The following is a 21,633-nucleotide window of genomic DNA, read 5'->3' on the forward strand; positions in this document are numbered from 1 at the left end:
CGCCTACCGGTTTTTCCGGTATTGCCAATACCAGCTTGGCAACCCAGGCTTACCACCACCGGCGCCTTGCTTTCTTCGGCTGCGCAAATGCTCGTCCACCACCGTGGTCCACGTGGCAAGCAGTTGCTCTGTCTCCTCGTAATCGATAAAGAGGTTGGGCAGACGGTAGCCCATCCAGCGATAGGCGGCCAAGAGTCTAACCACCGTCTCAGCATCACCCAGTGACGCACGTTCAGGCTTCGTTGTGATGAAATCCACCGGTATCAGGAGCCCCTGGTTGGCTCGGCGGGCCCATTCCGCCCAGACCTGCTCCATCTTTTCTTCCCGTGAGGAGATGGGGGTCATCGAGAAGGTGTACTTGAGGGCCAGCGCCATATTCGGCAACTTGTCGAGATAAGCGGCCCGCGTGAGCTGCTCCTCTGGAATCATCAGCGTGAAGAAGCCATCCCCCGTATCCGCATGGCGCTGCAGCAGTGACAACAGTGCTTCAAGCCGGTCATCCCCAGTTAGCGCGGCAACAGTCTCGAGGTACGAAGAGGTTGCCGTAATCTGGAATCCCCGCGTGGGAAGCGGAAGTTGCTTGGCAGCCATCAGGGTTTCCACCACGCTGTGCTCCATGGCTGTCAGACCGACCACCTCGCCCGGCATCTCAGTTTGATGGCCATACCTGCCGGCCCGGCCGCCAATCTGCTGCGCAAGCGCCACCGGCAAGTCGGCCACCGCTTCCCCGTCGAATTTCTGCACCGATGTGAATACCACCCGCTGAATTGGCAAGTTGAGCCCCATCCCGACCGCATCCGTGGCTACCAGGATGTCGGCTTCACCGGACGCAAACCGTCGGGCTTCGCGTTCGCGCACTTCAGGGGACAGCGCGCCATAGATACAGGCGACGGATTTCTTGAGGGCAAGCAGGTCGTCGCGCAGGTTGAGTGCGTCCCGGCGCGAGAAGACGATGAAGGCGTCGCCGGCACGCGCTTGGCGTAGCGCGGTCATCGGGTGTGCCGCCAATGCCCGGGGAGACACTTCCAAGGGGTGCTTACGCGATTTCTTGTGTATCTCCAGGGGCAGCCCCAGGCGTTCGGCCAAAGCCTTGATAGCGGGCTCTGCCGACAGGGCACCCAGCAGCCAGATTTCGCTGGCATTGGCGCTCACGACCGCGTGCGTCCATGCCCACCCGCGGCTGGGGTCATTCAACATCTGAATTTCATCGATGACGACGCAATCATAGACCTTGGATGGGTCCAGCATCTCGATGGTGGAGGCTGTAATACGGCTACCCTCGACAATGCGGCGCTCTTCCCCGGTAATAAGCGAGGCGGTCACACCAAACTCCTCATTAAGCCGGGTGAAGGCTTCCAGCGCCAATAGCCGCAAAGGGCCGAGATACGCGCCGCTGCCTGCAGTCGCGAGGCGCTTAAAAGCGTCGTAGGTCTTGCCGGAATTCGTAGGGCCGAGAACCGCGATGAGCTTTCGTTGGCGACTACGGGCCGGAAAAATATCAGGAAAGTCGGAAAGCTTGATGTTCTGGCCAATCTGGTCGGCCAACTGACGATGGCGTTGATTGGACCGCATGTCTTCCAGCGAACGCATCAGAGACTGACCAATCTTAGCCAGGTTGAGCGTGCCGCTTGCCCAGGAATCTCTGAGCTTTTTGAGCTTGGGTTCCAGGTTCTCACGGAAGCAGGCTTCGAGAAAGGAGGCGATTTCTTCTGAGGCTGCTGTGACTGCTGCAAGCAGCTTTTCTCCGTAGGACTCGAGTACAGAGCGCTCGGCTGCGTCACGTTGTTCAGGGGTAAGGTGCTTCCAGTGTGTTTGAGGGCCCAGGCAGGTCTCGTCGATGTAGCCGCGAATCTTGATGTCGCCGGCGGAGGAGAGGACCTCCTTGCCCGCAACCAACCACATCTTGTTGCCGCTCAGGAGACGGGTAACCCGAATGTCCGGGGCTGGAACAGCAATCGCGTCCATGAAAACTCCTCAGTAAATTAAGCCGGGGTGGCATGGCGCTGGCGAGAAACAGCACCTCCTGAGTATATGAACGAGAACGCCGAATCGGACCCGAAAGGTGGCCTTCAAATAAAAACGACCATCTAAAGAGATGGTCGTTGAGATGCGCTGTTACCCGAACCGCTTGGCAACAGGTTTGATGTCAGTGATTTTGTCCTCGGGCACGCGAATCCCATAGATATCGGCATCCGAGTACAGGATACTGCGCTTATCCTCGATAAACCCCAGGTCACATACGACCCAAGGGTCAGCCCCGCCATCAAGTTTCCTGCAACGAGTACCTGCTGGAACCGTCACGTCATACCGCATCCGGCCAGCACCAAAGGTGAGTTGCAGTTCTTCCTTGGTTACGCCGGTCGCAACATGGGGTGTTGGTGTGCTTTTCATGATGTTTTTCCTCTTTTCTGATTTGATTATAGCTTAGTAGTAGTGGATATTCCCGGACTGGACTTCAAGGTACCAGGCGCCGCCGTCGTGATTGCTAAAATCGATATCCGCCTCAGCATCCTCGTCAAACAGGATGGTCGGCTGGAGATAGTCCAGCGTTGAAGCAAGCCTTGCAGCAATGTTTTGATTGAAATCACGTCCGTGCTGGAAGGCTAGGTAGTGAAACTCGATGCCAGCCTTGATGGATTTTTCCAACACTTCCCTGGATAGCCCATTATTCCATTGGATAGCGCGATGAATAGCCTCCAGCAATGGCTTGAAGGTGTTCCCGAAATCGTTATCACCTAAAACTATCGCAATTGTTCGAACTGTCATAATATGTCCTCTCTAATGATGATGTTACCCCTCTGTATAGGGCGCAGACTTCACATTAGAAAGCTGTAAAGGTGTTTACATTTGTAAAAGAACTTTCTATACTAAAGTCGTTGGATTAACTGCAAGAGCATTAGTAGAGGCGTCTCCGGGATTGGCTTCTGACTACTGGGCAGCAGAAATCCGGTTATCTGCGGTAGCGGCAATCGTCTAAGACGGTTGGTCTCTGACCCCACCTAAGCACCCTTGCCTTAGGTTAGCTAAAGAGATGTTGCGACTACCAAATCCAACACACGACGGCTCCTTAACGGAGCCGTTAGTTTTTGTGCCGAAAGGGCGTGGATTGAACGATAGCGTTAAAGAACAACTCCTGGTTCCCGCCCCGCATCCAGCGACACCTATCCTCAACCCAAGTACCGGCACCCACGAATTCGGGCGATTCCCCGAAATCAATTCGCGTCACGTCAAGTTCCCAGCAGGACCTATCGTGCTTCGGCATGGGCAGCATCGAGGGCCGAATTCTGGCTTTGGGCTGGTGCACATCTGGAAAGAACACTTTCCGGTCCATGACTCGGTCGACCAGGCCTCCTCTCATGTCATTGGATTCATCCAGAATATCCTCCGGCCGGGGTCAAAAATCCACTATGAGTCTGAGCTTGGCCGCCGTGCGAACCGCCCCTTGGTGTGGCGCAATCGTGAGGGCACTGCCATCCTGGAATTACGCGAGGATACCGATGGACCAGTCTATTCCATCGTCACGGCATTCAGGAGCCGTGGGCCGGTAGGATTCCAAATCGGTAGCCTATAAAAAAGGCGCCTGGATGGCGCCTTTGAGGTATTAGGTCGAGAGGCCTAAGGAGTAGTTGAACTTATCCAGCGCCTTCTGAGTGGTTGCATGGTTCAAGGTGTGACCCCCACCAGGCGCGAGGCTAAGCTTCCAGCCGGGGAATCCAAACAACCCCTTCGCTAGCTGATGCCCTGCCTCACCGCGCATGATAGTGAGCTCAGTCGCCCCCTTTTCATCCGCTTCCTTGATGAAATTCACCAGTTGCTGTGTGGTTGGCTTGCGCACCACTTCAACAGATGCCGAACGACCATAAATACTGAGTTCCATAATGTATTTCCTCTATAGCAGAACAGTCTGCAAAGAGGTATAGCGCTGGAGCTAGAGGGTGGTTTCAGAAGCTGCAAGAAAGCGGAGCTGTTTTCCGAAGAATGTCTTTAGGTAGCGGTCGATGCTGGCCTTACTGCCATCAAGCCCTGCCTTGCACCAGGCATCAAGCCTGAAAGGCAGGTCTGGGTCCTCACAATCCGGATGCAACAGCTCCAGGTAGCGAAGACCTTTCGAAGACAGGGAAACCAGATTGGACGTTTCCCCTGTAACCTGCAACAAATCGGCCACCATCAAATTATCCACGATGTGCCCGCGAGAGGCCGGTGACCCAAGGGATACCTTCCCAGTGTATTTCCCTGTCCCGCCCCAGTTATTGGCCATCGAGCAGACGGCCCCCGTGGTCATGGGGCCTTTTGACTTCAGGGCAAACATCAATTGGAGCGCGAATTTCGACACGGGCGGTGAATTCTTGGGAACGTCCACGTGTCGAGCCACCAACCCTAAAATAGCCTGGCCATTGATATTCCAGTTCCAGTCGAAATAGCGCTTCACCTCCCCATAGGCAGCGTAATCTTTCCATGTCTCACCAAAGGGCTGCATGGTTTTGAAAATAGTTGCCAGCACCTCATCCGTAAACGAGGTGAATTTGATGGATGGGCATTCAAGTTCGCTGCCAGGGCCTCGCAGCTCCTGCATAATCACCTTGAATGCAATAGCGCCAGTGTGGTCAGGGTCGCAGGCATTTACGATAAGGTCGGCCTCATGGAAAAGGTCGAAGGTCATGGGGATGGATTCGAAACTGCCGTCGGCCCGTACACGAAGGGGAGGGCACTTCCAGTCTTCACAGGAGGCTAGTTTGTATTTTGGCGAGGAAAGCAGCGGGAACTCGGAAAGCTTTCTTCCGCGGGGATACATGAATTGGATGTTGCCGTAAGGCACGGCATGAACAAACACAATCTCGTCTGCTGGCCAATGCACTCGCGCCGGTGCGGCCAGCGCATGGGACAGGGAAGGCTTTTCAGAAACAATCAGGACTTTCATTTTCCGTACTCCAATAAAGGAAGGTTGATTTAGGCGTGGCTTAGCCACGAACCGGGTAATGTTTAATAGTTTACAGGGTGTAAGGTATCCAGCACCAATCGAACTTTGCCTAAGTCGAGGACATTGTTGGTGCGTACATTTGACTCCATGTCCACCCAGTACATGGCGTGCTCAGTCGCGCACAACTCCGACACCTGGTCGGCGCACTCCAATACGTTGTCTGGTCCAAGACCGCCGGCATAGCCTGTATCTACCGGCACATCGGCCACCCATAGCGGTTCTGGCCAAGCGGCCGGCGCCACACCACGTCCGCGGGAAGCATCCATCAAAACACTAACTCTGCCTGCGCGCACCAGTTCTGGATTGTTTTCCAGGAAGCTTTCAATGGCAGTCCGGCTATTTTCATGGAACTGCAAAATCAAATGTCCGGCATGCTGAAGCAGGTAGAGATAGACTTCGGCGATTTCGCTGTCAGAAAACACTCGATGGCGCGCATTAATGTTCACCTGCACGCGGTCGTACAGTGCCAATTCAGCCTCAAACACCTCGTCATAAACCCCTTCGATGATGTCTCGGTAAACCCGGGTGCCGCAGATATGCAGCGCGGTATTCAATGGATGCGCTTTACGCAGGTGGCTAAAGCGACGCCGCCATGACGTCGAGGGATTGCGCGCCTGCCCTTCCTTCTCCGGGAAGTAGAGGAGCGCCCATTCCGCATTGGGGTATACGTTGCTCAGCGCAACCAGCTGTGCCGGGTCGGTCTGGTCATCGGCACCGGTGATGGAGACGCGATAGGGCGGCAGGAGCATTATTTCACCTCTTCCTGAATTAGTTTGTTGACGAGCTTGCCGGAGTTGTCCAGCATCTTTTCTGGCGCATCCGCCGGCACGACATACTGATTACCAACCTTCATCGAGGGAACCCCTACGAGCTGTTGACGCATCATGTCCGTGGCTGCCTGATTGATACGGTCATCGATAGTCTTGTTTTTCAGCGCTTCCTCGAACTTTTTCACATCGATATGTTGGGCCCCAAGCCACATTTTCTGGCTGGCCAGAGCGTCGAGGGGAACATGGTCCTTATGGATAGCCTTGTAAATGTTTTGGCTTAACGTGGGGGTCATGACGCCCATGTCGGTCAGGGCCCAGTGCATACGAGCCAGTTCCTTCCAGGCCGTACGGTTAAAGCTGATTGGAAGACGCTTCAACTGAATACGCGCGCCTTGTGCTGCAGCCCATTTTTCGAGTTCTGGGTTGAAATCTGCGCAGTGCGGGCAGCCATACGAGAAATACTCCACCACTTCCACCGGCTGGCCAATAGCATGTTTGACGGGCGCCTCGCCAACAACAGGTCGAAAGGTTTGAGGCACATTGGCTTGAAGCTGCCATTTGGGGTCGAACGGGGCCTTACTCGGGGCGTCAGCATATGCGGCCCCGGTCAGTGCAAAGAAAATGGCTTCAGCCACCAGTAGTTTAATTAACATCGTTAGTCCTTATATTGGATGAGTACATGAGCTTGGCGGTGAGGATGCCGCCGATGATGCCGCCTAAATGGCTTTGCCAGGAGACGCCAGGGTAGATGGGCAGCACGCCAAACAGCATGCTCATGCCGTATAGGCCGGTAGCCGGAAGTGCACTCAGGAGCTCAGTGAAGCGGCGAGCGAAATAGCCACGGGCCACCACAAATCCGCCTAAGCCAAACACCACACCACTTGCGCCAATATGCACGGTTCCAGTGCCGCCGATAACCCAGGCTAGTAGGCCTGCGCCAAGCATGCTGCCAACGACTGCCGGGGCGAAGTCGGTCTTCTTTGGATACATGGTGAGCCAGCCAAGCACTAGCAGTGGGAAGGTGTTCGAAATAAGATGCGCCAAACTTGCGTGGAGCCACGGCGCAGACACGATTCCAACCAGGCCAGAGAGAGTTCGAGGATGCACGCCCAACCAGGCAAGATGCAACGGTAGGAGGAAGTGCGCCCAACTCACGAGCCAGATGGAACCAACGAACCAGGCCAGCGTAGCCGCCCGGCTCTTCCCGCCTGCGAGTAACGCCTCCATTAAACGAACATCTCCAGCCCGTTGCCGGTAAGGCGAACACCGCACTGGCACAACGTCATGATGTCTGGCCCGGTCGCCCGATGCTCAAGCGCTTCCAGGTCGACATCGAGGTAAATGACGTCATACCCGGTAGCCGAAATCATCGCGCGGCCCAGTTGGGAGGACTCTGGCAGCAAGCGGTCCAGCAGCAGGAAGGCGCACACATCAGGGCGCGGGCTCAGTTTGTGAGGCACCTCCTCGAATTTACGATACTCGCCGGAATATTTTTCGAATAAATCTCTTAGTTTAGACATGGCTTAATCAGGAACCTAGTATTCATGTACTTTGCGAACGAAGGCTTTTAGTTTTTCAGGGTCGAAATGGTTCTCGTCGAGCGAAACACCGGTGGCGACCAGGTAATGGGTAAAGTAGGGGAGGTATGCGTCTACATTGTCGACGGACATGCCACTTGCGACGGCTAGAGGGCCACCCTCCAGTGCCTTGCTCATCAACCTTGCCTTGGCAATGTCGGGAGCGGAGCCAGTCGCAGTGCCGCTGGTGGTAGGCAGCATGCCAAGGTCGCGCGCCATCACGGCGACAATATCCGGATTTGGCTCATGCGGTTGATACTTGAAGGCCACGGAACCGAAGAAATCAATGCTGCCGTCGATAATGTCAGCCATGCGCCTAGCTTCCTCCGCATAGCCGCCTTCGGACGAAACGCCTGGTGCATCAACCCAAACCATGTCGATGAGGTGTTTTCGCGCGTAACGATAAGCCGTGTAGGCATCCTTGCTCAACAGGTTGATACCAACCTTGAATTCCCTTGGGCTTGAGGAAATCATGCATTTCAGTTGGTACGCCAGCGGGGGCAGGTCACTATCCTCCCCATTGTGTGAAATGAGAAATACCCCATCTGCGCCACAAGCCTTCGCAACGCAAGCCTGGTGAATGGTGGTGACATCATCGAGGTGATGAATGACGGGATAGACCCATCGTTTTTGCTCAATCATAGAAATTCCTTGCTCGGCCCCGGCAATAGCAGGTTTGCCTGCTGCTCGATGGCTCGTTTTACATGTTCGTTATTGCCAAAGAACGCATCCAGTCGGTCAGCCAACTGGCACATCGACATCAGCATGTTGGCAAAGAACATGGCACCTTCCTCGGTGTAGGGAAGCTGCGGGAGCCGGCCCACTTGATAACCATCGCGCTGTCCGCTGCGAGGCCAATTCAAGCCGATAATGGCATTAAGCTTCTTGGCCCATGGCCCAAGTTGAGTGGCTTGGGTATCAGTCATCCACTCATAGTCTGTTGAAGAGCCTGAGTCACGGGTATAGGTGATTTTTTTGAACACTCGGGCTTTGAGGCCGATTTGATAGTATTCAGCGCCACGGGTGGCATCCAGCTTACCGCCCCAGCTTGCCTTACCGTCTTCATAACTCTTGCTGCAAAACGTGCCATTCGGATAAAGGGTGCCATCCGCATCCTTCATGTAGGCCACTTTTGATTCTTGGCTGTAGACGATAACAAACTCCTCAAAGACCTCGACCTTGAGGTATTCCTCGGCCACATGCTTGATGAAGTTCTTGCAATTGGAGAGCGTCTTGCCCGTAACGCGCAAATGAGTTCGAGGGCGGTCGATATCGACGCCATACATGCGGTGACTAATTGCGATGCGTTTGGCAATCTCAGCCAGCACATCCGGAATGGTGAGGGAGAATTCACCCGTTGAGTCGAGCACTGAGACTTCAGACCGGAATTCCAGAGGCTCTCCGGCTTTCGCCTCGAATTTGAAATCGATAGGCTTCAGTTTAGCCATGGCGCGAGGCACCCAGTTTACTTTGGATGATTAACTATAACACAGTAAGCGAAAATTGTCAATAAAATAGCCGCACAGGGCGGCTATGGAGAATGTTAATTTTCGATGTTTTTTGCGGTATGCCCAAATCCACGAATGACTTCAATGGTCATGCCTTCCAAGCCTGCGATGCCTTCCAGAACCGAGGTCCGGCTGGCCAGGTTAATGGTGGCCACTCGATTAAAGCGGTGATACTTCTGCCGGTACCAGATGTCTACCGTATCCTGCTCGTGTATCGTGATATCGTCAGGAGCGATTGGCTCCTTAACAATCTCAACGCGAGAGGATAGATGCGGCATGGCGCGGGCAATGCCTGTCGTCAATGATACCAGCAGCAACTTTCGCTGGTCGTCATACAAGCCATAGCTCAATCCTGGTCGGGCAGGTTTTCGCTTCGGCTCATCGATTGCGGTGACAAGAAATATCTCCGGCAGGATTTCACCGGTCTTTGGGTCGGGTATCCGCACTTGGGCGCCGACCTTGGCATGACACAGTTTGGGTAGGGTGGTGTTAACAGTCAGCATAATGGCCTCGAAAAATTAGAATCACCCGTTGTATAGCGCCAAGTAAAAAGCGGCTCAGCATGTGCTGAACCGCTTGGAGGTTAGTGAGTTTGTATTGCAATGACCTTGCGTTCAAAGGTGTCCAGCATGAAGGCGCCTGCAGACGGGCTTTGAATCAATTGCTGGTGATTCGGAAGCGGCGCGCCATCGACGTCGTCACACAGAAATTCCACGTCGGGTGCATCAAGGATTTGAAGCTCACGCGGGCCAAGCAATGGCTTAACCCAGGTCGGTACGAAATGTTGCATTTGAATCCCCTATAAAGTTTTGACCTAACTACAGTCCCGTATAGGAAAAAACTCCCGGCTTGCCGGGAGTGTGAGACGTTTACTAAACTGCCAAATGCTTTTTGAGCTGAGCGATTTCTTCAGGAGTGAAGGTCGCGTTCAAGCGGTCCATCAAGACGGCAGAACGGGATTCCCGTTGATGTGCTTCATACCGGCGCCATAAGGCGACATCTTCAGCCAGAAGCGCATCAGTCTGACGTTTCAGCGCGGACAAGCCCTGTATGATGGCGGCCGGCGCGCATTCAACGCTGACGGTACGCGTAGCATCATCAGAAAAACGTGCGGCATGGAATCGCAGAAATGCGCCATACTCAGCTTCAAGGCCACCTTCGTCAGGACAGGCTGGTACGGCAACCTTTTTTTCCAGCAAAAAGTTACCGTTGACCACCGACACCGCAACATCCGAAGGTATCTTGGACGCGTTATTCTTACTTGCAGAAATCACGAGCTGAGGGCTACGCAAAAAGTCTTTGTAGCCTGGGAGTGCAGTGACCAACGCGTTCAGTCGCTCCTGTCCTTGATGTGACCCCTCATTTTGAGGCGCAGGCAACTTAACGCCGAGCGCTTCATAAACGGAGTCCCATGGTAGATTGGAAACGAGCGTCATCCAGTAATTAAGACGGCCATTTTTCATCAGTTCCTGCTTACTGCCCAGGCGCTGACAGGTCTGGATGAAGCTGTTGCGACTTGCCTGACTGTAATTAATGGCTCTGCCGATTTCTGAAAGAGCTTTTGTAGCTTCCTTCCCCTGAACGTAGATGGTTTCAGCCGCCTTGGCCTGCGGAGCACATCCAAGATGTCTGTCACCATTTATCGCCTTTCCCAGCTTGCTTTGCATTGCGTCTTGAAGCCCTTTCGGGTTCAACACAAATTCCAGCACAACTTTTACGTTGTTGAAGAGCTCGCCAAGATTGGCATCCAACGTATACAGGGTTACCTCGTGAGCGGACTGTACAGACTGAAGATACCCATTCAGTAAATGCAGCGTGTCCAAAATGCTGTCGTGATAATCACGATAGAGCTTTGCAAAGGACTCTGCATCGTAGTCTGAGCCAAGCTTGTACTTGAGCTGCCGCGCGGTCAGAAGTGGCTGTACAGACAAGTCCAACAGCTTCAGCAACTGTGCCAAAGGCACCATACGATTGAGATACAAACTTGCGATGGTTGTAGCCATTTTTATTTCCTCCAATTATTGATGAACTAGGTTCTTGACCTGGTTCTGTATAGCGCTAAAAAAGCCCACCGAAGAGGTGGGCTTGAGGCTTTATGGAATGCCTCAGGCATCCCAGCGTTTATCGGCCATGGCCAGCACCAACTGCTGCTGAATCCCGGTCACACCTTGGTAATAGCGGTCGTTTTGGTACCGTGTCCCGTTGTAGCGCATCAAGGCATATCGAACATCGCCTTTTTCGCGGTCGAGATATTCCCGAACCACGCGCGCGCCGATGAAAATATTCTCAGACAGGGTCGTTTTATGGACGCCTCCTTCGAACTTTTCAGCATGCCACTTGCCGGTCACCTGCATGATGCCGTAGGGCCGCATCGGGTCATCCCCGCCGTCTGGATTACCGATTTGGCGGAATGATGATTCCTTGCCTGCGACAGCCAGCAACATCACCGGGTCAACCTTGTAAACCGCAGCTGCGATATAACTGGTCTGGACCATCTGGACTGCCTCGCGAGCAGGAACTTTCCAGTGTGCCGCGATGTACCGCGCGACACGCCGCTCCTTGGCGTCAATGGCCTGGCATTGTGAAACCATCATAGCCGGCTGCGGATACTGCGCATTAATCACGCTCAAAGCAGCCTGCCCTAGCCAACCCAAACCTGTAACAGCCGAGGTAAACGCGGTAACTAACCCTACAAATACGGCGACCTGACTCGCCTTGCTTTGCGATGCTTGCATAATATTTCCTCCTGATTGATATAAATCACGAGCTAAAGCTCAAAGAGGTATAGGGAGCCGCGTTAGCTGCCTGAGGGTATGTGCCCAAATAAAAGCAGCCCTCAATGAGGGCTGCGGAGTGCTAGGCTGCTTCTTTCATTTCACTACTTATCTTGGGATTGAGTTTTGCCCATTCTTCCCTGGTTAACGTCATGCGCTTTGCGGGATGTCGGCTTGGACGGCTGAACTCCCAATCACGTGAGCGTAAGCTGGTCATGTAGTCACTTGAGCGATACCGGCAAATAGTAATGGTGTCATTGCTCATTGACGTGCAGTGCCAAACTTGGAAGCCTTGGTACATTACCAATCCGGTGTCCTCATCATCTTTAGAGGCTGGCAACAAAAGTTGCAAACCAACCGCTATTCGATGATTGTTCATCACTTCCAGGTCGCGCCCATGGTGTCCGTAGGATGGGCGCTGGATAACTGCACGCGAAGCTTTCCATGGTTTCTGGCTGTAGTAGGTTTCCCACATCCGAGCGTACGTTCCTCCCGCCACCACAGCTTTGCTGTAGTAATCGAGTGGCCTGAAAACGCCAACTGAGGTTTGGATACCCAGCCGTCTTAGCTCCGCCCCATCGTTCTTGTCGAACGGAAAGCGTAGCCGGATGGCTTTCTCCATGATGTCGCACATACCGAAAATACGCTCACGGTCACCCAGTGTGCGAGGCATCGCCTCCGCAGCTGTCTGAATAAACGCCAACCCACCCGATACTTTCATTTTTGTAGCCATTATTGTTTCCTCTTTAAAAAATTGACCAAGTGATACCTATAGGTATAGGGCGGATGGCATTCATTGGCCGTAGGTTGCGAACCTAGGCTTGGTATCTCACGTCATGAGCTTCGGATTCCAGCGGCACCTCCCATCGATGCAGCATCTTGTCGATGGCCGCATTGGTAAGGGTCGTATCTCGCTTGTTATTCCGCTGCTTGATGGTGTGTTCTGGGCTCTCCAGGTACACGATAGTGACCTCTGCTCCATAGGCCAACAGCAGGTCGAGGCACTTGGTCCGCATCAAATGGCTGATATTGGTGGCGTTCCAGATAAACGACGCCTTCTTGCGGAGCAATTCCTTGGCCCGGTCGACAGCAAGATGCACCGCTGCGCCCGCTGACGTTCCATGCTTGAGTCCAAGCTCTTCACGCGCATCATCGAATGAAATCACGGGCAAGCCACCGCCATACTTGTCCACCCAGGTGTTCTTGCCAGATGCCGGAAGGCCCGCCAGTACAGTCACCAGCGACCCAGGCTCCTGATGGAAAGGGTAGTCGGGCGCAATACCTCCACTGGTGCGGAAGTAGGTGAGGCGGGTGTGTGGGTCAGGAAAGGCCCGCGGTGACTCGAAGCAGCCTTCTTCCATTGCCAACTCACGGAAGAGCTCGATGTTCACCAGAACGTCAGCGTTGTCATCGCAAACCCGGCCAAGGATGTCCGCTTCGGCGACGGCCGCAAGCTCGAGGAGATTCACCTCCCAAGAGAGCTTACGCACAATGAACTCTGCAGAATCCCCTGACCGGGAACCCTTAATGGCGAAGAATGGCGTCTGGTGCTGCAAAATGATGCGGCAAATTCGTTCCCGCAGGGTAAAGGGCACCCCGGCTCGCCAGAGCAGGATGCGTGTGTCTACGGCGCCACGCTTCGAGTGGCCCGGGCTTCGAATGCGGCCATGCTCGTCAGTGATGGTGCAGGACCACTTAGCGATATCGTGGAGCAGCGCCGCGTAAAACAGCACAAATCGGCGGTCAGCATCAGCCTCCTGGTAGGGCTTTAAGGTCACCAACGCCTCACACACCATTTGAGTGTGGATGAGGACGTTACCCTCGGCATGGAACACAGGGTCTTGCGGGACAACCGACAACGCGGCCACGTCAGGCAGCATGGGAAGCAATGAGCCCCAGGCAATCTGACCATTGGGCGCAGGAACCGCCTGGCGAAGTGCGTCGTAAGTTAACATGATATTGTCCTTAGATTTGATTAACTATATCCAAATAACCCACTAAAAGCAACATATTTGTTAACTTAACTTTGGTGGCGCAATAGCTTCCAGTACACGCCGCCCTTGGTTAGCGCTTTGATAGTGCCGGTGTCCTCCGCTAACGGCCCCGGTATCCGGAATCCGTCCGGTTGTATGAGGTTTCCCCATTTGTCATAGGTGAGCGCCGGTTCAAAACCATCCGGAAGTACGAGGGCGTTGTGTCCACAGGCCTTACGCACATCCTCAACCGAAACCTCGGTGGTTTCACACCTCCAATGGCAAGCGTCGCACACCGGAGCGCCATTACTCAGGCGATATCCACCGTCAGCAAACAGCTTGCGGTCTAGGATATGGTGCGCTGCCGTCGCTGGTGCGGAGCATAGGCAGCACTTTCCTCGAAGTAGCTTCAGTACCTGGACTTCAAAATCCTTGCGAGACAACAACGGGTCCATATCGCGCTCCAGAAATAGGAAAAAGCGCCCAGATAAACTGGACGCTTTTGAGGAGAGACTACTTAATTACTGCTCGATTGCAGCCAGGAGCAAGTCCATGGTTTCAGCAGGTACACCGCCAAGCTTAGCAAGACGCATCACGTCACCACTATTGGCAGCGACACCAGCGTCAACCAGCAAAGTCACAGCGTTCAGCAGGCCATCGTCGCTAACGGCCAAACCAGCCTTGAGGGCAGTTGCCGTCAGCTTGCCGGCGACAACATCACGACCATCCGCAGCAACGAAGTCCATCGCCTTGTAGGTTTTGATTTCGCCCAGCAGGTTCACGATGTCGTCCTCAGCAGTGCAGGCTGCAGCTGCCGGAACCAGTACACCAAAGCAAACCGGCTTTTCTTCTGCCGTGTACTTTGCGCTACCGTTCAAGTCGCTAAACAGCTTGATGATACCGGGGGTACCGTCAGCAGCACGGCGCTTTTGCAGCACACCCTTGAAGCGAGTGACGCAATCCGCAACAGCGTTATCACCAGCAGGAGCCGGTGTTTCCGTAGCTTGAGCGGCTGCTTCGGCCGGTGCAGGCGTTTCAACAGGCGCAGTGGCAGTCGCAGCACTTTCAGTAGCAGCCGCTTCAGGGGCGGGCGTTTCAACCTTGGTTTCTTCAACCTTGGGTTCAACAGCCGTTTCCTTGGCAGCAGTTTCCGGCGCCGGAGTTTCAGCAGGAGCAGGGGTTTCAGCCTTGGCGTTAGACTTCTTGCCGCCCTTGCCACCATCCTTGCCTTCACTGAACTTCTGGCCATCATCGACCTTCGCCTTCGACTTATTGCCGAACTCGTCGTTCGCGTAAACGCTGAGCCCGTAACCGGTGTTGAACGCGATGCACTTGGTCAGCGCACGCATCACTGCCTTGTTCCAGTCGAACGTCGTAACCTTGGCAGCCGGAATCGGGTTAAATGCAGCATCCATCACTGGAAGCGACAGGCGCTGGCTCTTACCCTTGTACACGGTGTCAACGTCAACCATCACGCCACCCATCACGGTACGGAAAGGCAAGCCATTCCATTCCACGACGGACCAGCTGAAGGACGGGTCGGTAATGCGGCACGCAGCAATAGCCACGTTCCACTCGACGTACGGCGCACCACCTTCGTTCAGCGTGGCAACCACGGCCTGAACATCAGGAAGGTTGGACGTCGGCTCGATGCCCAGCATTTTGGCGGCAGCAACACCGTCGCCATCGCAGCCGAGATATAGAGACAGGCCGTCACCATATACCGCAGCAATTGCCTTCACCAGACAGCGTTGACGACTGTTGTTCACATCCGTCAGCGTCATCTTGCTGGAATCGATTGCGCGATTTTCCTGGTCCATCACCGGAAGCCACATGCGCTGAGGCTTGAGGTCAGCACCAGGAATGACCAAATCGACCGCAACCAGGGCACCGTTCAAGCAGTCCAGCTGGGGCTTACCGTCAAAGTCGACGAATTCGACATTGGGGCGGCCGGCGAGACGCATGGCAGTAGCAGCGCTGAGGTACGACAGGCCAGCCTTGTTGGCAATTTCGGACTTATCGATAACCGCAGACATTGCATCATAGAAAGACTTATTCATTGTTTCCTCCAGAAAGTTAACGTAGCCAGAAAATGGGATGTCCATCGACTACAATAGCGTATAGCAACTATAGCACGTAAACACAATAACGTCAATTGATTGTTATACTGATTGCGGCAATCTATTTTGTTAACAATCTGTGAGCGTCAGCTCTATGAAAGGAAAAATTATGAACATCAATCAGATGAAGTTGGATGTCATCATTAAGCGCCAACGGCTCGCGGCCAATGAGTTGAATGTTGACTACTTGATAGCGATGGCGATTGAAGCCGAGGCGCGTGCAAACGACCTCGGACCCTTCGACCGCGCATACAATCGCTTCAAGCAACAACAGTTGGATTTCGAGCAGGCAGCTGCCTGTCTTGAATTGCTCAATACAACATCACCGGCAATGGCTGCCTAATAGCCTATCTCATGCCTCTCCTTGCGAGAGGCATTTTATTGCGAATCTGCCCCGTTTTCCTTGGTGGTAGCGTGGATGAGTTCTGCTAGTGCATCCACTTCTACGGTCCAGTAGGTATGGGACAGGGGTACATCTGGCTTGAGTGGGTCCATCCTGGCACGGTCACCAAGTCCTACCAGGAGCTGGCGGGCAACGCTTACGCGGCCAGCAAGCCCGAGCTTTTGAGCAAACTCCTCCGTGGTAATGCGAGTGGAGGTTGAGGCACAGAATCGCGTATAAGCCTGCTCAATTATCGAGGCAAATTCTTGCTTATTTCCCACCTCGGAGGATTGCACCATAGTCAGGAGTAAATCCTTGTAGCGCTCAACTGTCATACAACTCCAATCATCAAAAGACAACTCTAATGTTCAATTAATTGCCAAATTTGGTCAATGAATTGATGATTTTTCTCAACTAGGCCTATGTGACCTATCAAGCGATTCCTTCTCCTATTCATCAGGGTTATCATTCGTCCTTTATAACTGCGTGTGGGATTAGTATGGGGATTTCTGTTACTTACGGGGAGCCGGATGACGAGTGGGATTTTACCGATGCGCCAAAGTGGACAAAGGTTGAGGTTGATAGCCTTCTGGAAGCAGTTCAGCTAAAGACTAGCCTGGAGGAGCGGGGCATTTTCAATATACAAATCAGAAATGAGAATAATGATTCATTTGTTGGAAAGGAGGCATTAAAGGCAAAGTTAACCATTGAAATTTCATTTTCAAGCGAGGATGACGCGCAGACCGCTATTGCCGCCATATCTAGCGATTTAGAGAAAAACTTGATTGAGTTGGCGAAGGCATCTTATCCCGATACGCTCTACAATTTCAGTATCAAAGATGAAATTATCCCTGACCCCCTTAATACTGCGGAAATGGTTGCCTTTATAAAGCAGAGGCTATCTGCTGGTGATATTCCGAAAGCTGATATTCCATTGAAGCTGATTCAATATGGACTAATTGAACCAACTACCTTCATTAATAAACTGCGAGAGTGGATGATTGTCTCGCAAGGTATTTAGCACATAAAAACAGCCCGAATGAATCGGGCTGTCAGAGACAACGATTAAGCAGCTTTCTTGTCAGGCGCCTGAATAGCCATCTGGACTTGTTGCAGCAGCGTTTCCATCAGTTCGATGGTCGGCTTCTGCACAAAGGCGACACCCTTGGGCGGATATCCGTTTTGGGTCTTGCCGTTGGCCTTCAATTCCAGGTTATGGTTGACGAAGCGACCGAGCTTTTCGACTTCCTTGCCGGCACGCTTGTTTTTGGCGATTGCGCCATCCACCGCTTCAACCGTCAGGTCAAAAGTCTGGCCGACACGCAGGTCAGTGCCGAGCACCGCATGCAGCAGCTTGAATCCGAGGTTGAAGCTAGCTTCGAATCGGATGCAAACCGGGCTGCCATCTGGACGCGTAGCATGCAGGAGGATTTTCTCCTTCTGCGCACCCTTCTTGGACCAGGCGATACCGGTGAGCGTCAAACCCTTGAAGTCCTTGACCGTCTCGATGCCGTACTTGGCATAAAGCTCGGAGAGCTTCTTGGCACCTTCAACATCGAAAATGCTCGAAGTCTGCGCCAGCTTGGCCATCTTGCGGTCGGTACGAATCATGTCGATAACGTACTGAGCCTCGACGATGGTCTTGCCGTCAGCGTTCTTGCGGAAGAAGTCGGCTTCCTCGGCGTCGAGGTCGATTTCTTCGCCGGCTTCGATGCGGCTTTCCATGAACGCTTTGCGTCGTGGCCAAGCCTTGCTCATCACATCGAGGCCTTCGTCGAGCAGGTCGCGCTCTTCACGGTCACCGTCTTCGCTCAGCGCGAGTTCGGAGGAGCCGTTGACCATACAACCCAACACCTTCTCGTAGTTGTAAATGGCAATCCGTTGTTTAGATTCCATGTGCTGTTTCCTTTCTTGGTTAACGAGATACAGATTTTTCCTCTGTATCCTGTATAGCGCGCTACACGGACTTACCGGACGGCGACTCACCGGTTGCAGCAAGCCGACGGCTAGCTTCAATGGCGCCCATTTCCAGCAAAAGGCGGATACGGTGCGCATCAAAGTGGGTCCTCTCCGCTAAGTACACGATGAGGAGGTCGCATTGCGACTTGGAGAGGAGCTCCAATTGCTCCGAATTCAAGGAGTCAAGCGTATCGCAGGCGCTATAGGTGGTCATAGGGTTGCAGGCAAAAATAAAGCCCTTCTAACCATAGAAGGGCTGATGTATGGAGGAGGGCTTACTTGGCAGGTGCGTCAGCCGCCGCAGCCTTCATCTTGTTGCGGATAACACGGGCGGAGTCACCCTTGTAAACCACCAGAACGGCGTCGCCTTCGGCAAACGCGCCAACCTTGTCGTCGACGGCCTGGGTCACGTTGGTGAGTTCGCCATCATCGAGCTGAATCACCAAGTCTTGCGCTTTCTGGCTGCCAGCGAAGGCGCTCACTGCCGCGCCACCCACTCCACCAATGACCGCCCCCAGGACACCACCCAGCAGGCCGCCTCGGCCGTTATTGCCCAAGCCAATTGCGCCACCCGTTGCCGCACCCGCCATCACGCCGGTGGACTTCGCAGTAGTGGATTCTTCAATCTTGGCTTCCGAGACCTGAAGCACGGTGCCCTTGGCGACCTTATTCATGGTACGCGCCTGCCCCTTCTCGATGGACGAGGAGTTGTCATCAGAGCCTAAAATGCCGGCGTGGACAGGCAGTGCGGTCGCAATCAGGGCTGCTACGAGCAGGGAGGTCGTGGTCTTATTCATGAGTGTGCTCCAAACAGAAGTTTGTTAAGGAATACGGGATGAACTATATCACATTTATATTGATATAGCAAGTATTAAATGGTATAGCGGCCTTAAGTAAGGGGTGAATGTTTACTTAACAAGGTTGGCTAATGCGTCGCGCATTGGTTGCATGCGTTTGGCGGCTATCGCCTGAGCCTCAACAAAAACGGGGAGCGGGTTGATTGAATCGACAGGGTGGAGGCGGAGCAGCTCTTCAAGGCGCTTCATTTTATGACTGGAATGCGCACGCGCCTCATCAAAGACATTGAGGTGAAGTGGCTCATATTTTCGGGTCATAGCAGGCTCCACAAAAACAAACAGCTCGGGAGAGAAATTCCCGAGCTGTTAAGGTTAGCCGTTAGGCTTAGATGTCGTCGCTGTTCGCGGGAGCACCTTCGGTGGATTCGGCCTTCTTCGGAGCTTCAGCCTTGACCAGTTGGTTCGCAAAGCGAACGTTCATGGTGACTTGCAGCTCTTCGGGCTTGTCCTTGCGCGGGGAAACAACCACGTCGCCGGAAACCTTCACGTAGTCGCCCTTGGCCGGGATGGCGCCGTTGAAGGCGTCGTCGGCGAAGACGGTGATGGATTCCTTGAACACCTTTTCGCCACCCTTGGGAGTGTACGAACCGGTGCCTACGACCAGGCGCTTACCTTCGACGAAGTTAACGAAGCCGGAGATAACGGAATTACCGATAGTGATGCGATTTGCCATTTGAATTTCCTCTCATTAGTTGATGGCTTGAACGTGTTGAGGCAATATGCCTGGGCTGGTCACGCCTAAGTACCATTTATGCCCTAGGTGTTACGAACTAGTATAGCACTAAAAGCTAAATGTGCAAGTTTTTTTCAGAATAAGGAAAACTGCTAGCCCTGCAGCTTGAAATCCGTAGGTAACAAGCGCAGGACTGGCACTTCCTTGCCGTTGCTAACGTAAACGTCCGTTTCGACGTTACACATAGCGGTGTACTCCTTGCCGACGGCGATATTAGAGACAAAGCTTGTTCGGCCTTCCTCTTCAATACCGTCAACCCATGACTTCATGAAAACGGAGCACGTCACACAATCCGCATGGCCAGCATCTCGGGAATTCAGAAAACTCTTCATGTGAAGCGTCTTTTCTTCCCAGTACATAACAACGCTCTTGAGTTGCGCGTAAAGCGCGCCTCTTGGGCGGATAGTACGTGGAGGCTCTATGTCGAGTTTGAACGCATTGAGTAACAACTCAGGTTCAAGCTTCGAGGATGCGCGTTTCATTACCCGCGCATTAAGGTCTCCAAAGCTGGTCACAAGGTTTCCCTTGGCGACCTGGTTGTTGGCGATAAATTGCTCCACAACCGGGCCTTGCAGAATACATCTGGTCTGACGACCGGATGTTCGTATAAACATGCCTATTTCACGCTTGTCATCGGTTACCCAGTCGACGGTGCCGAACACCTGACCGGTAATGACAGTGCTTTTACGCATGTTATACCACCTCCTTAAGCTTTGAGCTCTCCCTTGCTTTGCTGGTGTTAGCCTTAATAACTTCTTCGGGCACATCAGACAGGCCTTGCTGCTTGGCCAGGTCCTTGGCAACCTTCTGCCAGGACACGGAGGAGTTGGTGGAATAAATAACCTGTAACCGGCTACTTAAAGTCACCATCTCGTCACCCTCGGCTCGCATCGCTGCTGCAGCTTTCAGCACCTTTTCTTCCAGTTCCTTGCGGCGCTTGGAAGCGGCTGCTTCAGCTTCAACGGCTTCGAGATAAAGGTCCGAGGCTGTCTCAAGGTCAGCTTCATGAATCGCGCGCTCGAACTGGGCCTTTTCGACCAGTGCTTGCACAAGCGCTTCATCCGAAGGGAGCATCGGAGGTTCCACACAACCAAGGATGAATTCCTCATGATAGTACTTCGCTGCGGCGATATAAGCCCGCAGGAAACGCTCGTCACGCGGAACCTTCTCCACGATAGGGAACACAATCTTCTCTTCCCCGGTATCCTTGTCCTGCTCGACTCCTGCAGCCACAAACCACCCATAAGGCGCTTCGGCTACATAAATCTGATGCTGAACTTGGCACCAATAGTAGGGCAATCCCATAATGGCCAATTGCCCTGCCTTCTTGCTATCCCACAATTTCTTGCGAGACCCAAAAGCGGGACACTTAGCTTCAACTGGGAACCCGTAGGGAGCTACAACCCCTGGGTCGGACGATGCGGGTGCGAGTGCGTCGTAAGAAGCCAGAAAACCGTCATACTCCGACGATAAGCTAGTTACCTCGCGCTCAACCATCATCATCTGTTCCTCCTCAAACTTCCGAAGGACCAATTCCTCATTCGTCGTGCCTCGCTCGGTATGAGCGTTGCCTTCAAAGCGGGGAATCCTACCCATTTTTTCCGCCCACGCCTTCCACAGCGTGTTTTCGTAGAACGACTCCAGCCCAACATCGAGCAACGGGTCGATATCCAACGTAACACCCTTAGCCAAGGCATAGTCACGGAGTAGGATTGCGTTCTCCTTGACTACCAGCACAGCCGCAGTGGATGCAGTCCAGGACTCAGCCCGGATTTCATGCCACTCCGTTGTGCGGGGCGCAACAGATACTCTTTTCATACAATTTCCTCTCAATATTTCATCTACAGCGTCACAACTACCCGGCAATCCTCCGGATAGCTGCTTACGTCTCAGTTTGTACCTGCGAAAAAGTATAGGTGTATACCATAGAACGCCGTGAAACTTGAGATAACTATAATTCTATGTTATACTAATGGTGTTAGATGTAAATAGGTTTTTTATG

29 protein-coding genes are annotated in these 21,633 nt (G+C 53.4%); 3 read left to right on the forward strand and 26 right to left on the reverse strand.

Features of this window, described 5'->3' with window-relative positions; translation table 11 throughout:
• Positions 1-3: 3 nt before the first annotated feature.
• The 3 genes from NMK_RS10530 to NMK_RS10540 all read right to left on the reverse strand — a co-directional run bounded on the left by NMK_RS10530 (position 4) and on the right by NMK_RS10540 (position 2,766).
• Positions 4-1,965: a helicase-related protein gene (locus tag NMK_RS10530; RefSeq protein ID WP_109015720.1), complete on the reverse strand. Its 1,962-nt coding sequence runs from the start codon at positions 1,963-1,965 to the stop codon at positions 4-6.
• A gap of 150 nt (positions 1,966-2,115) precedes the next feature.
• On the reverse strand, positions 2,116-2,391 hold the full coding sequence (locus NMK_RS10535; protein ID WP_109015721.1) for a hypothetical protein: 276 nt from the start codon (positions 2,389-2,391) through the stop codon (positions 2,116-2,118).
• A 33-nt stretch (positions 2,392-2,424) separates the two neighbouring features.
• Complete coding sequence (locus NMK_RS10540) at positions 2,425-2,766, reverse strand: hypothetical protein (protein ID WP_109015722.1); 342 nt, start codon at positions 2,764-2,766, stop codon at positions 2,425-2,427.
• 340 nt (positions 2,767-3,106) lie between these two features.
• Here NMK_RS10540 and NMK_RS18305 point away from each other — a divergent pair, with 340 nt between their 5' ends.
• On the forward strand, positions 3,107-3,571 hold the full coding sequence (locus tag NMK_RS18305; RefSeq protein WP_146187177.1) for a hypothetical protein: 465 nt from the start codon (positions 3,107-3,109) through the stop codon (positions 3,569-3,571).
• Positions 3,572-3,601: 30 nt separating this feature from the next.
• Here the strand turns inward: NMK_RS18305 and NMK_RS10550 are convergent, their stop codons facing one another.
• The 16 genes from NMK_RS10550 to NMK_RS10625 all read right to left on the reverse strand — a co-directional run bounded on the left by NMK_RS10550 (position 3,602) and on the right by NMK_RS10625 (position 15,640).
• The gene (locus NMK_RS10550; RefSeq protein ID WP_109015724.1) at positions 3,602-3,877 is read right to left on the reverse strand and encodes a hypothetical protein; all 276 of its coding nucleotides are present in this window, start codon (positions 3,875-3,877) and stop codon (positions 3,602-3,604) included.
• A 51-nt stretch (positions 3,878-3,928) separates the two neighbouring features.
• A complete protein-coding gene (locus NMK_RS10555) occupies positions 3,929-4,918 on the reverse strand; it encodes a hypothetical protein (protein WP_109015725.1) in 990 nt (329 codons plus the stop codon).
• Positions 4,919-4,980: 62 nt separating this feature from the next.
• On the reverse strand, positions 4,981-5,727 hold the full coding sequence (locus NMK_RS10560; RefSeq protein WP_109015726.1) for a beta/alpha barrel domain-containing protein: 747 nt from the start codon (positions 5,725-5,727) through the stop codon (positions 4,981-4,983).
• Entirely contained in the window at positions 5,727-6,401 is a 675-nt protein-coding gene (locus tag NMK_RS10565; protein ID WP_109015727.1) for a thiol:disulfide interchange protein DsbA/DsbL, read from the reverse strand. Before NMK_RS10565 ends, NMK_RS10560 begins: the two co-directional genes overlap by 1 nt.
• Positions 6,391-6,975, reverse strand: coding sequence for a rhomboid family intramembrane serine protease (locus tag NMK_RS10570; protein ID WP_109015728.1), 585 nt, complete (start codon positions 6,973-6,975; stop codon positions 6,391-6,393). Before NMK_RS10570 ends, NMK_RS10565 begins: the two co-directional genes overlap by 11 nt.
• Positions 6,975-7,268, reverse strand: a complete 294-nt coding sequence (locus tag NMK_RS10575; RefSeq protein ID WP_109015729.1) for a hypothetical protein — start codon at positions 7,266-7,268, stop codon at positions 6,975-6,977. The genes NMK_RS10570 and NMK_RS10575 overlap by 1 nt, the downstream gene beginning before the upstream one ends.
• A gap of 15 nt (positions 7,269-7,283) precedes the next feature.
• Positions 7,284-7,967, reverse strand: coding sequence for a BtpA/SgcQ family protein (locus NMK_RS10580; RefSeq protein WP_109015730.1), 684 nt, complete (start codon positions 7,965-7,967; stop codon positions 7,284-7,286).
• The gene (locus tag NMK_RS10585) at positions 7,964-8,773 is read right to left on the reverse strand and encodes a hypothetical protein (RefSeq protein WP_109015731.1); all 810 of its coding nucleotides are present in this window, start codon (positions 8,771-8,773) and stop codon (positions 7,964-7,966) included. The genes NMK_RS10580 and NMK_RS10585 overlap by 4 nt, the downstream gene beginning before the upstream one ends.
• 95 nt (positions 8,774-8,868) lie before the next feature.
• Entirely contained in the window at positions 8,869-9,336 is a 468-nt protein-coding gene (locus NMK_RS10590) for a hypothetical protein (RefSeq protein WP_109015732.1), read from the reverse strand.
• A gap of 80 nt (positions 9,337-9,416) precedes the next feature.
• Complete coding sequence (locus tag NMK_RS10595) at positions 9,417-9,623, reverse strand: hypothetical protein (protein WP_109015733.1); 207 nt, start codon at positions 9,621-9,623, stop codon at positions 9,417-9,419.
• Positions 9,624-9,705: 82 nt separating this feature from the next.
• Complete coding sequence (locus tag NMK_RS10600) at positions 9,706-10,836, reverse strand: hypothetical protein (RefSeq protein ID WP_109015734.1); 1,131 nt, start codon at positions 10,834-10,836, stop codon at positions 9,706-9,708.
• Positions 10,837-10,938: 102 nt separating this feature from the next.
• Positions 10,939-11,568 carry a transglycosylase SLT domain-containing protein gene (locus tag NMK_RS10605; RefSeq protein WP_109015735.1) on the reverse strand — a complete coding sequence of 210 codons (630 nt, stop codon included), beginning with the start codon at positions 11,566-11,568 and terminating at the stop codon, positions 10,939-10,941.
• A gap of 121 nt (positions 11,569-11,689) precedes the next feature.
• A complete protein-coding gene (locus tag NMK_RS10610) occupies positions 11,690-12,340 on the reverse strand; it encodes a hypothetical protein (RefSeq protein WP_109015736.1) in 651 nt (216 codons plus the stop codon).
• A gap of 82 nt (positions 12,341-12,422) precedes the next feature.
• Entirely contained in the window at positions 12,423-13,562 is a 1,140-nt protein-coding gene (locus tag NMK_RS10615) for an AAA family ATPase (protein ID WP_109015737.1), read from the reverse strand.
• A gap of 65 nt (positions 13,563-13,627) precedes the next feature.
• Positions 13,628-14,035 (reverse strand): hypothetical protein, encoded by a 408-nt coding sequence (locus NMK_RS10620; RefSeq protein ID WP_109015738.1) that lies wholly within the window; start codon positions 14,033-14,035, stop codon positions 13,628-13,630.
• Between the two features lie 66 nt (positions 14,036-14,101).
• Positions 14,102-15,640 carry a Sak single strand annealing protein gene (locus tag NMK_RS10625; protein ID WP_181376247.1) on the reverse strand — a complete coding sequence of 513 codons (1,539 nt, stop codon included), beginning with the start codon at positions 15,638-15,640 and terminating at the stop codon, positions 14,102-14,104.
• Positions 15,641-15,809: 169 nt separating this feature from the next.
• On the opposite strand from NMK_RS10625, the gene NMK_RS10630 reads away from it, so the two are divergent.
• Positions 15,810-16,043, forward strand: a complete 234-nt coding sequence (locus tag NMK_RS10630; RefSeq protein ID WP_109015740.1) for a hypothetical protein — start codon at positions 15,810-15,812, stop codon at positions 16,041-16,043.
• 35 nt (positions 16,044-16,078) lie between these two features.
• On the opposite strand, the gene NMK_RS10635 is transcribed toward NMK_RS10630, so the two are convergent.
• Complete coding sequence (locus NMK_RS10635; RefSeq protein WP_109015741.1) at positions 16,079-16,417, reverse strand: hypothetical protein; 339 nt, start codon at positions 16,415-16,417, stop codon at positions 16,079-16,081.
• 164 nt (positions 16,418-16,581) lie between these two features.
• On the opposite strand from NMK_RS10635, the gene NMK_RS10640 reads away from it, so the two are divergent.
• A complete protein-coding gene (locus tag NMK_RS10640) occupies positions 16,582-17,103 on the forward strand; it encodes a hypothetical protein (protein WP_109015742.1) in 522 nt (173 codons plus the stop codon).
• Between the two features lie 44 nt (positions 17,104-17,147).
• On the opposite strand, the gene NMK_RS10645 is transcribed toward NMK_RS10640, so the two are convergent.
• The 6 genes from NMK_RS10645 to NMK_RS10675 all read right to left on the reverse strand — a co-directional run bounded on the left by NMK_RS10645 (position 17,148) and on the right by NMK_RS10675 (position 21,449).
• Positions 17,148-17,978, reverse strand: coding sequence for a hypothetical protein (locus tag NMK_RS10645; protein ID WP_109015743.1), 831 nt, complete (start codon positions 17,976-17,978; stop codon positions 17,148-17,150).
• Between the two features lie 338 nt (positions 17,979-18,316).
• Positions 18,317-18,838 (reverse strand): hypothetical protein, encoded by a 522-nt coding sequence (locus tag NMK_RS10655; RefSeq protein ID WP_109015745.1) that lies wholly within the window; start codon positions 18,836-18,838, stop codon positions 18,317-18,319.
• 111 nt (positions 18,839-18,949) lie between these two features.
• Positions 18,950-19,156, reverse strand: coding sequence for a hypothetical protein (locus NMK_RS10660; protein ID WP_109015746.1), 207 nt, complete (start codon positions 19,154-19,156; stop codon positions 18,950-18,952).
• Positions 19,157-19,223: 67 nt separating this feature from the next.
• Positions 19,224-19,571, reverse strand: a complete 348-nt coding sequence (locus NMK_RS10665) for a hypothetical protein (protein WP_109015747.1) — start codon at positions 19,569-19,571, stop codon at positions 19,224-19,226.
• Positions 19,572-19,723: 152 nt separating this feature from the next.
• The gene (locus NMK_RS10670) at positions 19,724-20,323 is read right to left on the reverse strand and encodes a hypothetical protein (protein WP_109015748.1); all 600 of its coding nucleotides are present in this window, start codon (positions 20,321-20,323) and stop codon (positions 19,724-19,726) included.
• 1 nt (position 20,324) lies between these two features.
• The gene (locus NMK_RS10675) at positions 20,325-21,449 is read right to left on the reverse strand and encodes a YqaJ viral recombinase family protein (protein WP_109015749.1); all 1,125 of its coding nucleotides are present in this window, start codon (positions 21,447-21,449) and stop codon (positions 20,325-20,327) included.
• Positions 21,450-21,633 lie beyond the last annotated feature (184 nt).

The organism is Novimethylophilus kurashikiensis, from assembly GCF_003112435.1.
GTDB lineage: Bacteria > Pseudomonadota > Gammaproteobacteria > Burkholderiales > Methylophilaceae > Novimethylophilus > Novimethylophilus kurashikiensis.

Excerpts from the sequence above, each read along its gene's own strand:
- NMK_RS10530 (WP_109015720.1), bottom strand. The coding sequence starts at position 1,965 with ATGGACGCGATTGCTGTTCCAGCCCCGGACATTCGGGTTACCCGTCTC.
- NMK_RS10535 (WP_109015721.1), bottom strand. The coding sequence starts at position 2,391 with ATGAAAAGCACACCAACACCCCATGTTGCGACCGGCGTAACCAAGGAA.
- NMK_RS10540 (WP_109015722.1), bottom strand. The coding sequence starts at position 2,766 with ATGACAGTTCGAACAATTGCGATAGTTTTAGGTGATAACGATTTCGGG.
- NMK_RS10550 (WP_109015724.1), bottom strand. The coding sequence starts at position 3,877 with ATGGAACTCAGTATTTATGGTCGTTCGGCATCTGTTGAAGTGGTGCGC.
- NMK_RS10555 (WP_109015725.1), bottom strand. The coding sequence starts at position 4,918 with ATGAAAGTCCTGATTGTTTCTGAAAAGCCTTCCCTGTCCCATGCGCTG.
- NMK_RS10560 (WP_109015726.1), bottom strand. The coding sequence starts at position 5,727 with ATGCTCCTGCCGCCCTATCGCGTCTCCATCACCGGTGCCGATGACCAG.
- NMK_RS10565 (WP_109015727.1), bottom strand. The coding sequence starts at position 6,401 with ATGTTAATTAAACTACTGGTGGCTGAAGCCATTTTCTTTGCACTGACC.
- NMK_RS10570 (WP_109015728.1), bottom strand. The coding sequence starts at position 6,975 with ATGGAGGCGTTACTCGCAGGCGGGAAGAGCCGGGCGGCTACGCTGGCC.
- NMK_RS10575 (WP_109015729.1), bottom strand. The coding sequence starts at position 7,268 with ATGTCTAAACTAAGAGATTTATTCGAAAAATATTCCGGCGAGTATCGT.
- NMK_RS10580 (WP_109015730.1), bottom strand. The coding sequence starts at position 7,967 with ATGATTGAGCAAAAACGATGGGTCTATCCCGTCATTCATCACCTCGAT.
- NMK_RS10585 (WP_109015731.1), bottom strand. The coding sequence starts at position 8,773 with ATGGCTAAACTGAAGCCTATCGATTTCAAATTCGAGGCGAAAGCCGGA.
- NMK_RS10590 (WP_109015732.1), bottom strand. The coding sequence starts at position 9,336 with ATGCTGACTGTTAACACCACCCTACCCAAACTGTGTCATGCCAAGGTC.
- NMK_RS10595 (WP_109015733.1), bottom strand. The coding sequence starts at position 9,623 with ATGCAACATTTCGTACCGACCTGGGTTAAGCCATTGCTTGGCCCGCGT.
- NMK_RS10600 (WP_109015734.1), bottom strand. The coding sequence starts at position 10,836 with ATGGCTACAACCATCGCAAGTTTGTATCTCAATCGTATGGTGCCTTTG.
- NMK_RS10605 (WP_109015735.1), bottom strand. The coding sequence starts at position 11,568 with ATGCAAGCATCGCAAAGCAAGGCGAGTCAGGTCGCCGTATTTGTAGGG.
- NMK_RS10610 (WP_109015736.1), bottom strand. The coding sequence starts at position 12,340 with ATGGCTACAAAAATGAAAGTATCGGGTGGGTTGGCGTTTATTCAGACA.
- NMK_RS10615 (WP_109015737.1), bottom strand. The coding sequence starts at position 13,562 with ATGTTAACTTACGACGCACTTCGCCAGGCGGTTCCTGCGCCCAATGGT.
- NMK_RS10620 (WP_109015738.1), bottom strand. The coding sequence starts at position 14,035 with ATGGACCCGTTGTTGTCTCGCAAGGATTTTGAAGTCCAGGTACTGAAG.
- NMK_RS10625 (WP_181376247.1), bottom strand. The coding sequence starts at position 15,640 with ATGAATAAGTCTTTCTATGATGCAATGTCTGCGGTTATCGATAAGTCC.
- NMK_RS10630 (WP_109015740.1), top strand. The coding sequence starts at position 15,810 with ATGAACATCAATCAGATGAAGTTGGATGTCATCATTAAGCGCCAACGG.
- NMK_RS10635 (WP_109015741.1), bottom strand. The coding sequence starts at position 16,417 with ATGACAGTTGAGCGCTACAAGGATTTACTCCTGACTATGGTGCAATCC.
- NMK_RS10640 (WP_109015742.1), top strand. The coding sequence starts at position 16,582 with ATGGGGATTTCTGTTACTTACGGGGAGCCGGATGACGAGTGGGATTTT.
- NMK_RS10645 (WP_109015743.1), bottom strand. The coding sequence starts at position 17,978 with ATGGAATCTAAACAACGGATTGCCATTTACAACTACGAGAAGGTGTTG.
- NMK_RS10655 (WP_109015745.1), bottom strand. The coding sequence starts at position 18,838 with ATGAATAAGACCACGACCTCCCTGCTCGTAGCAGCCCTGATTGCGACC.
- NMK_RS10660 (WP_109015746.1), bottom strand. The coding sequence starts at position 19,156 with ATGACCCGAAAATATGAGCCACTTCACCTCAATGTCTTTGATGAGGCG.
- NMK_RS10665 (WP_109015747.1), bottom strand. The coding sequence starts at position 19,571 with ATGGCAAATCGCATCACTATCGGTAATTCCGTTATCTCCGGCTTCGTT.
- NMK_RS10670 (WP_109015748.1), bottom strand. The coding sequence starts at position 20,323 with ATGCGTAAAAGCACTGTCATTACCGGTCAGGTGTTCGGCACCGTCGAC.
- NMK_RS10675 (WP_109015749.1), bottom strand. The coding sequence starts at position 21,449 with ATGAAAAGAGTATCTGTTGCGCCCCGCACAACGGAGTGGCATGAAATC.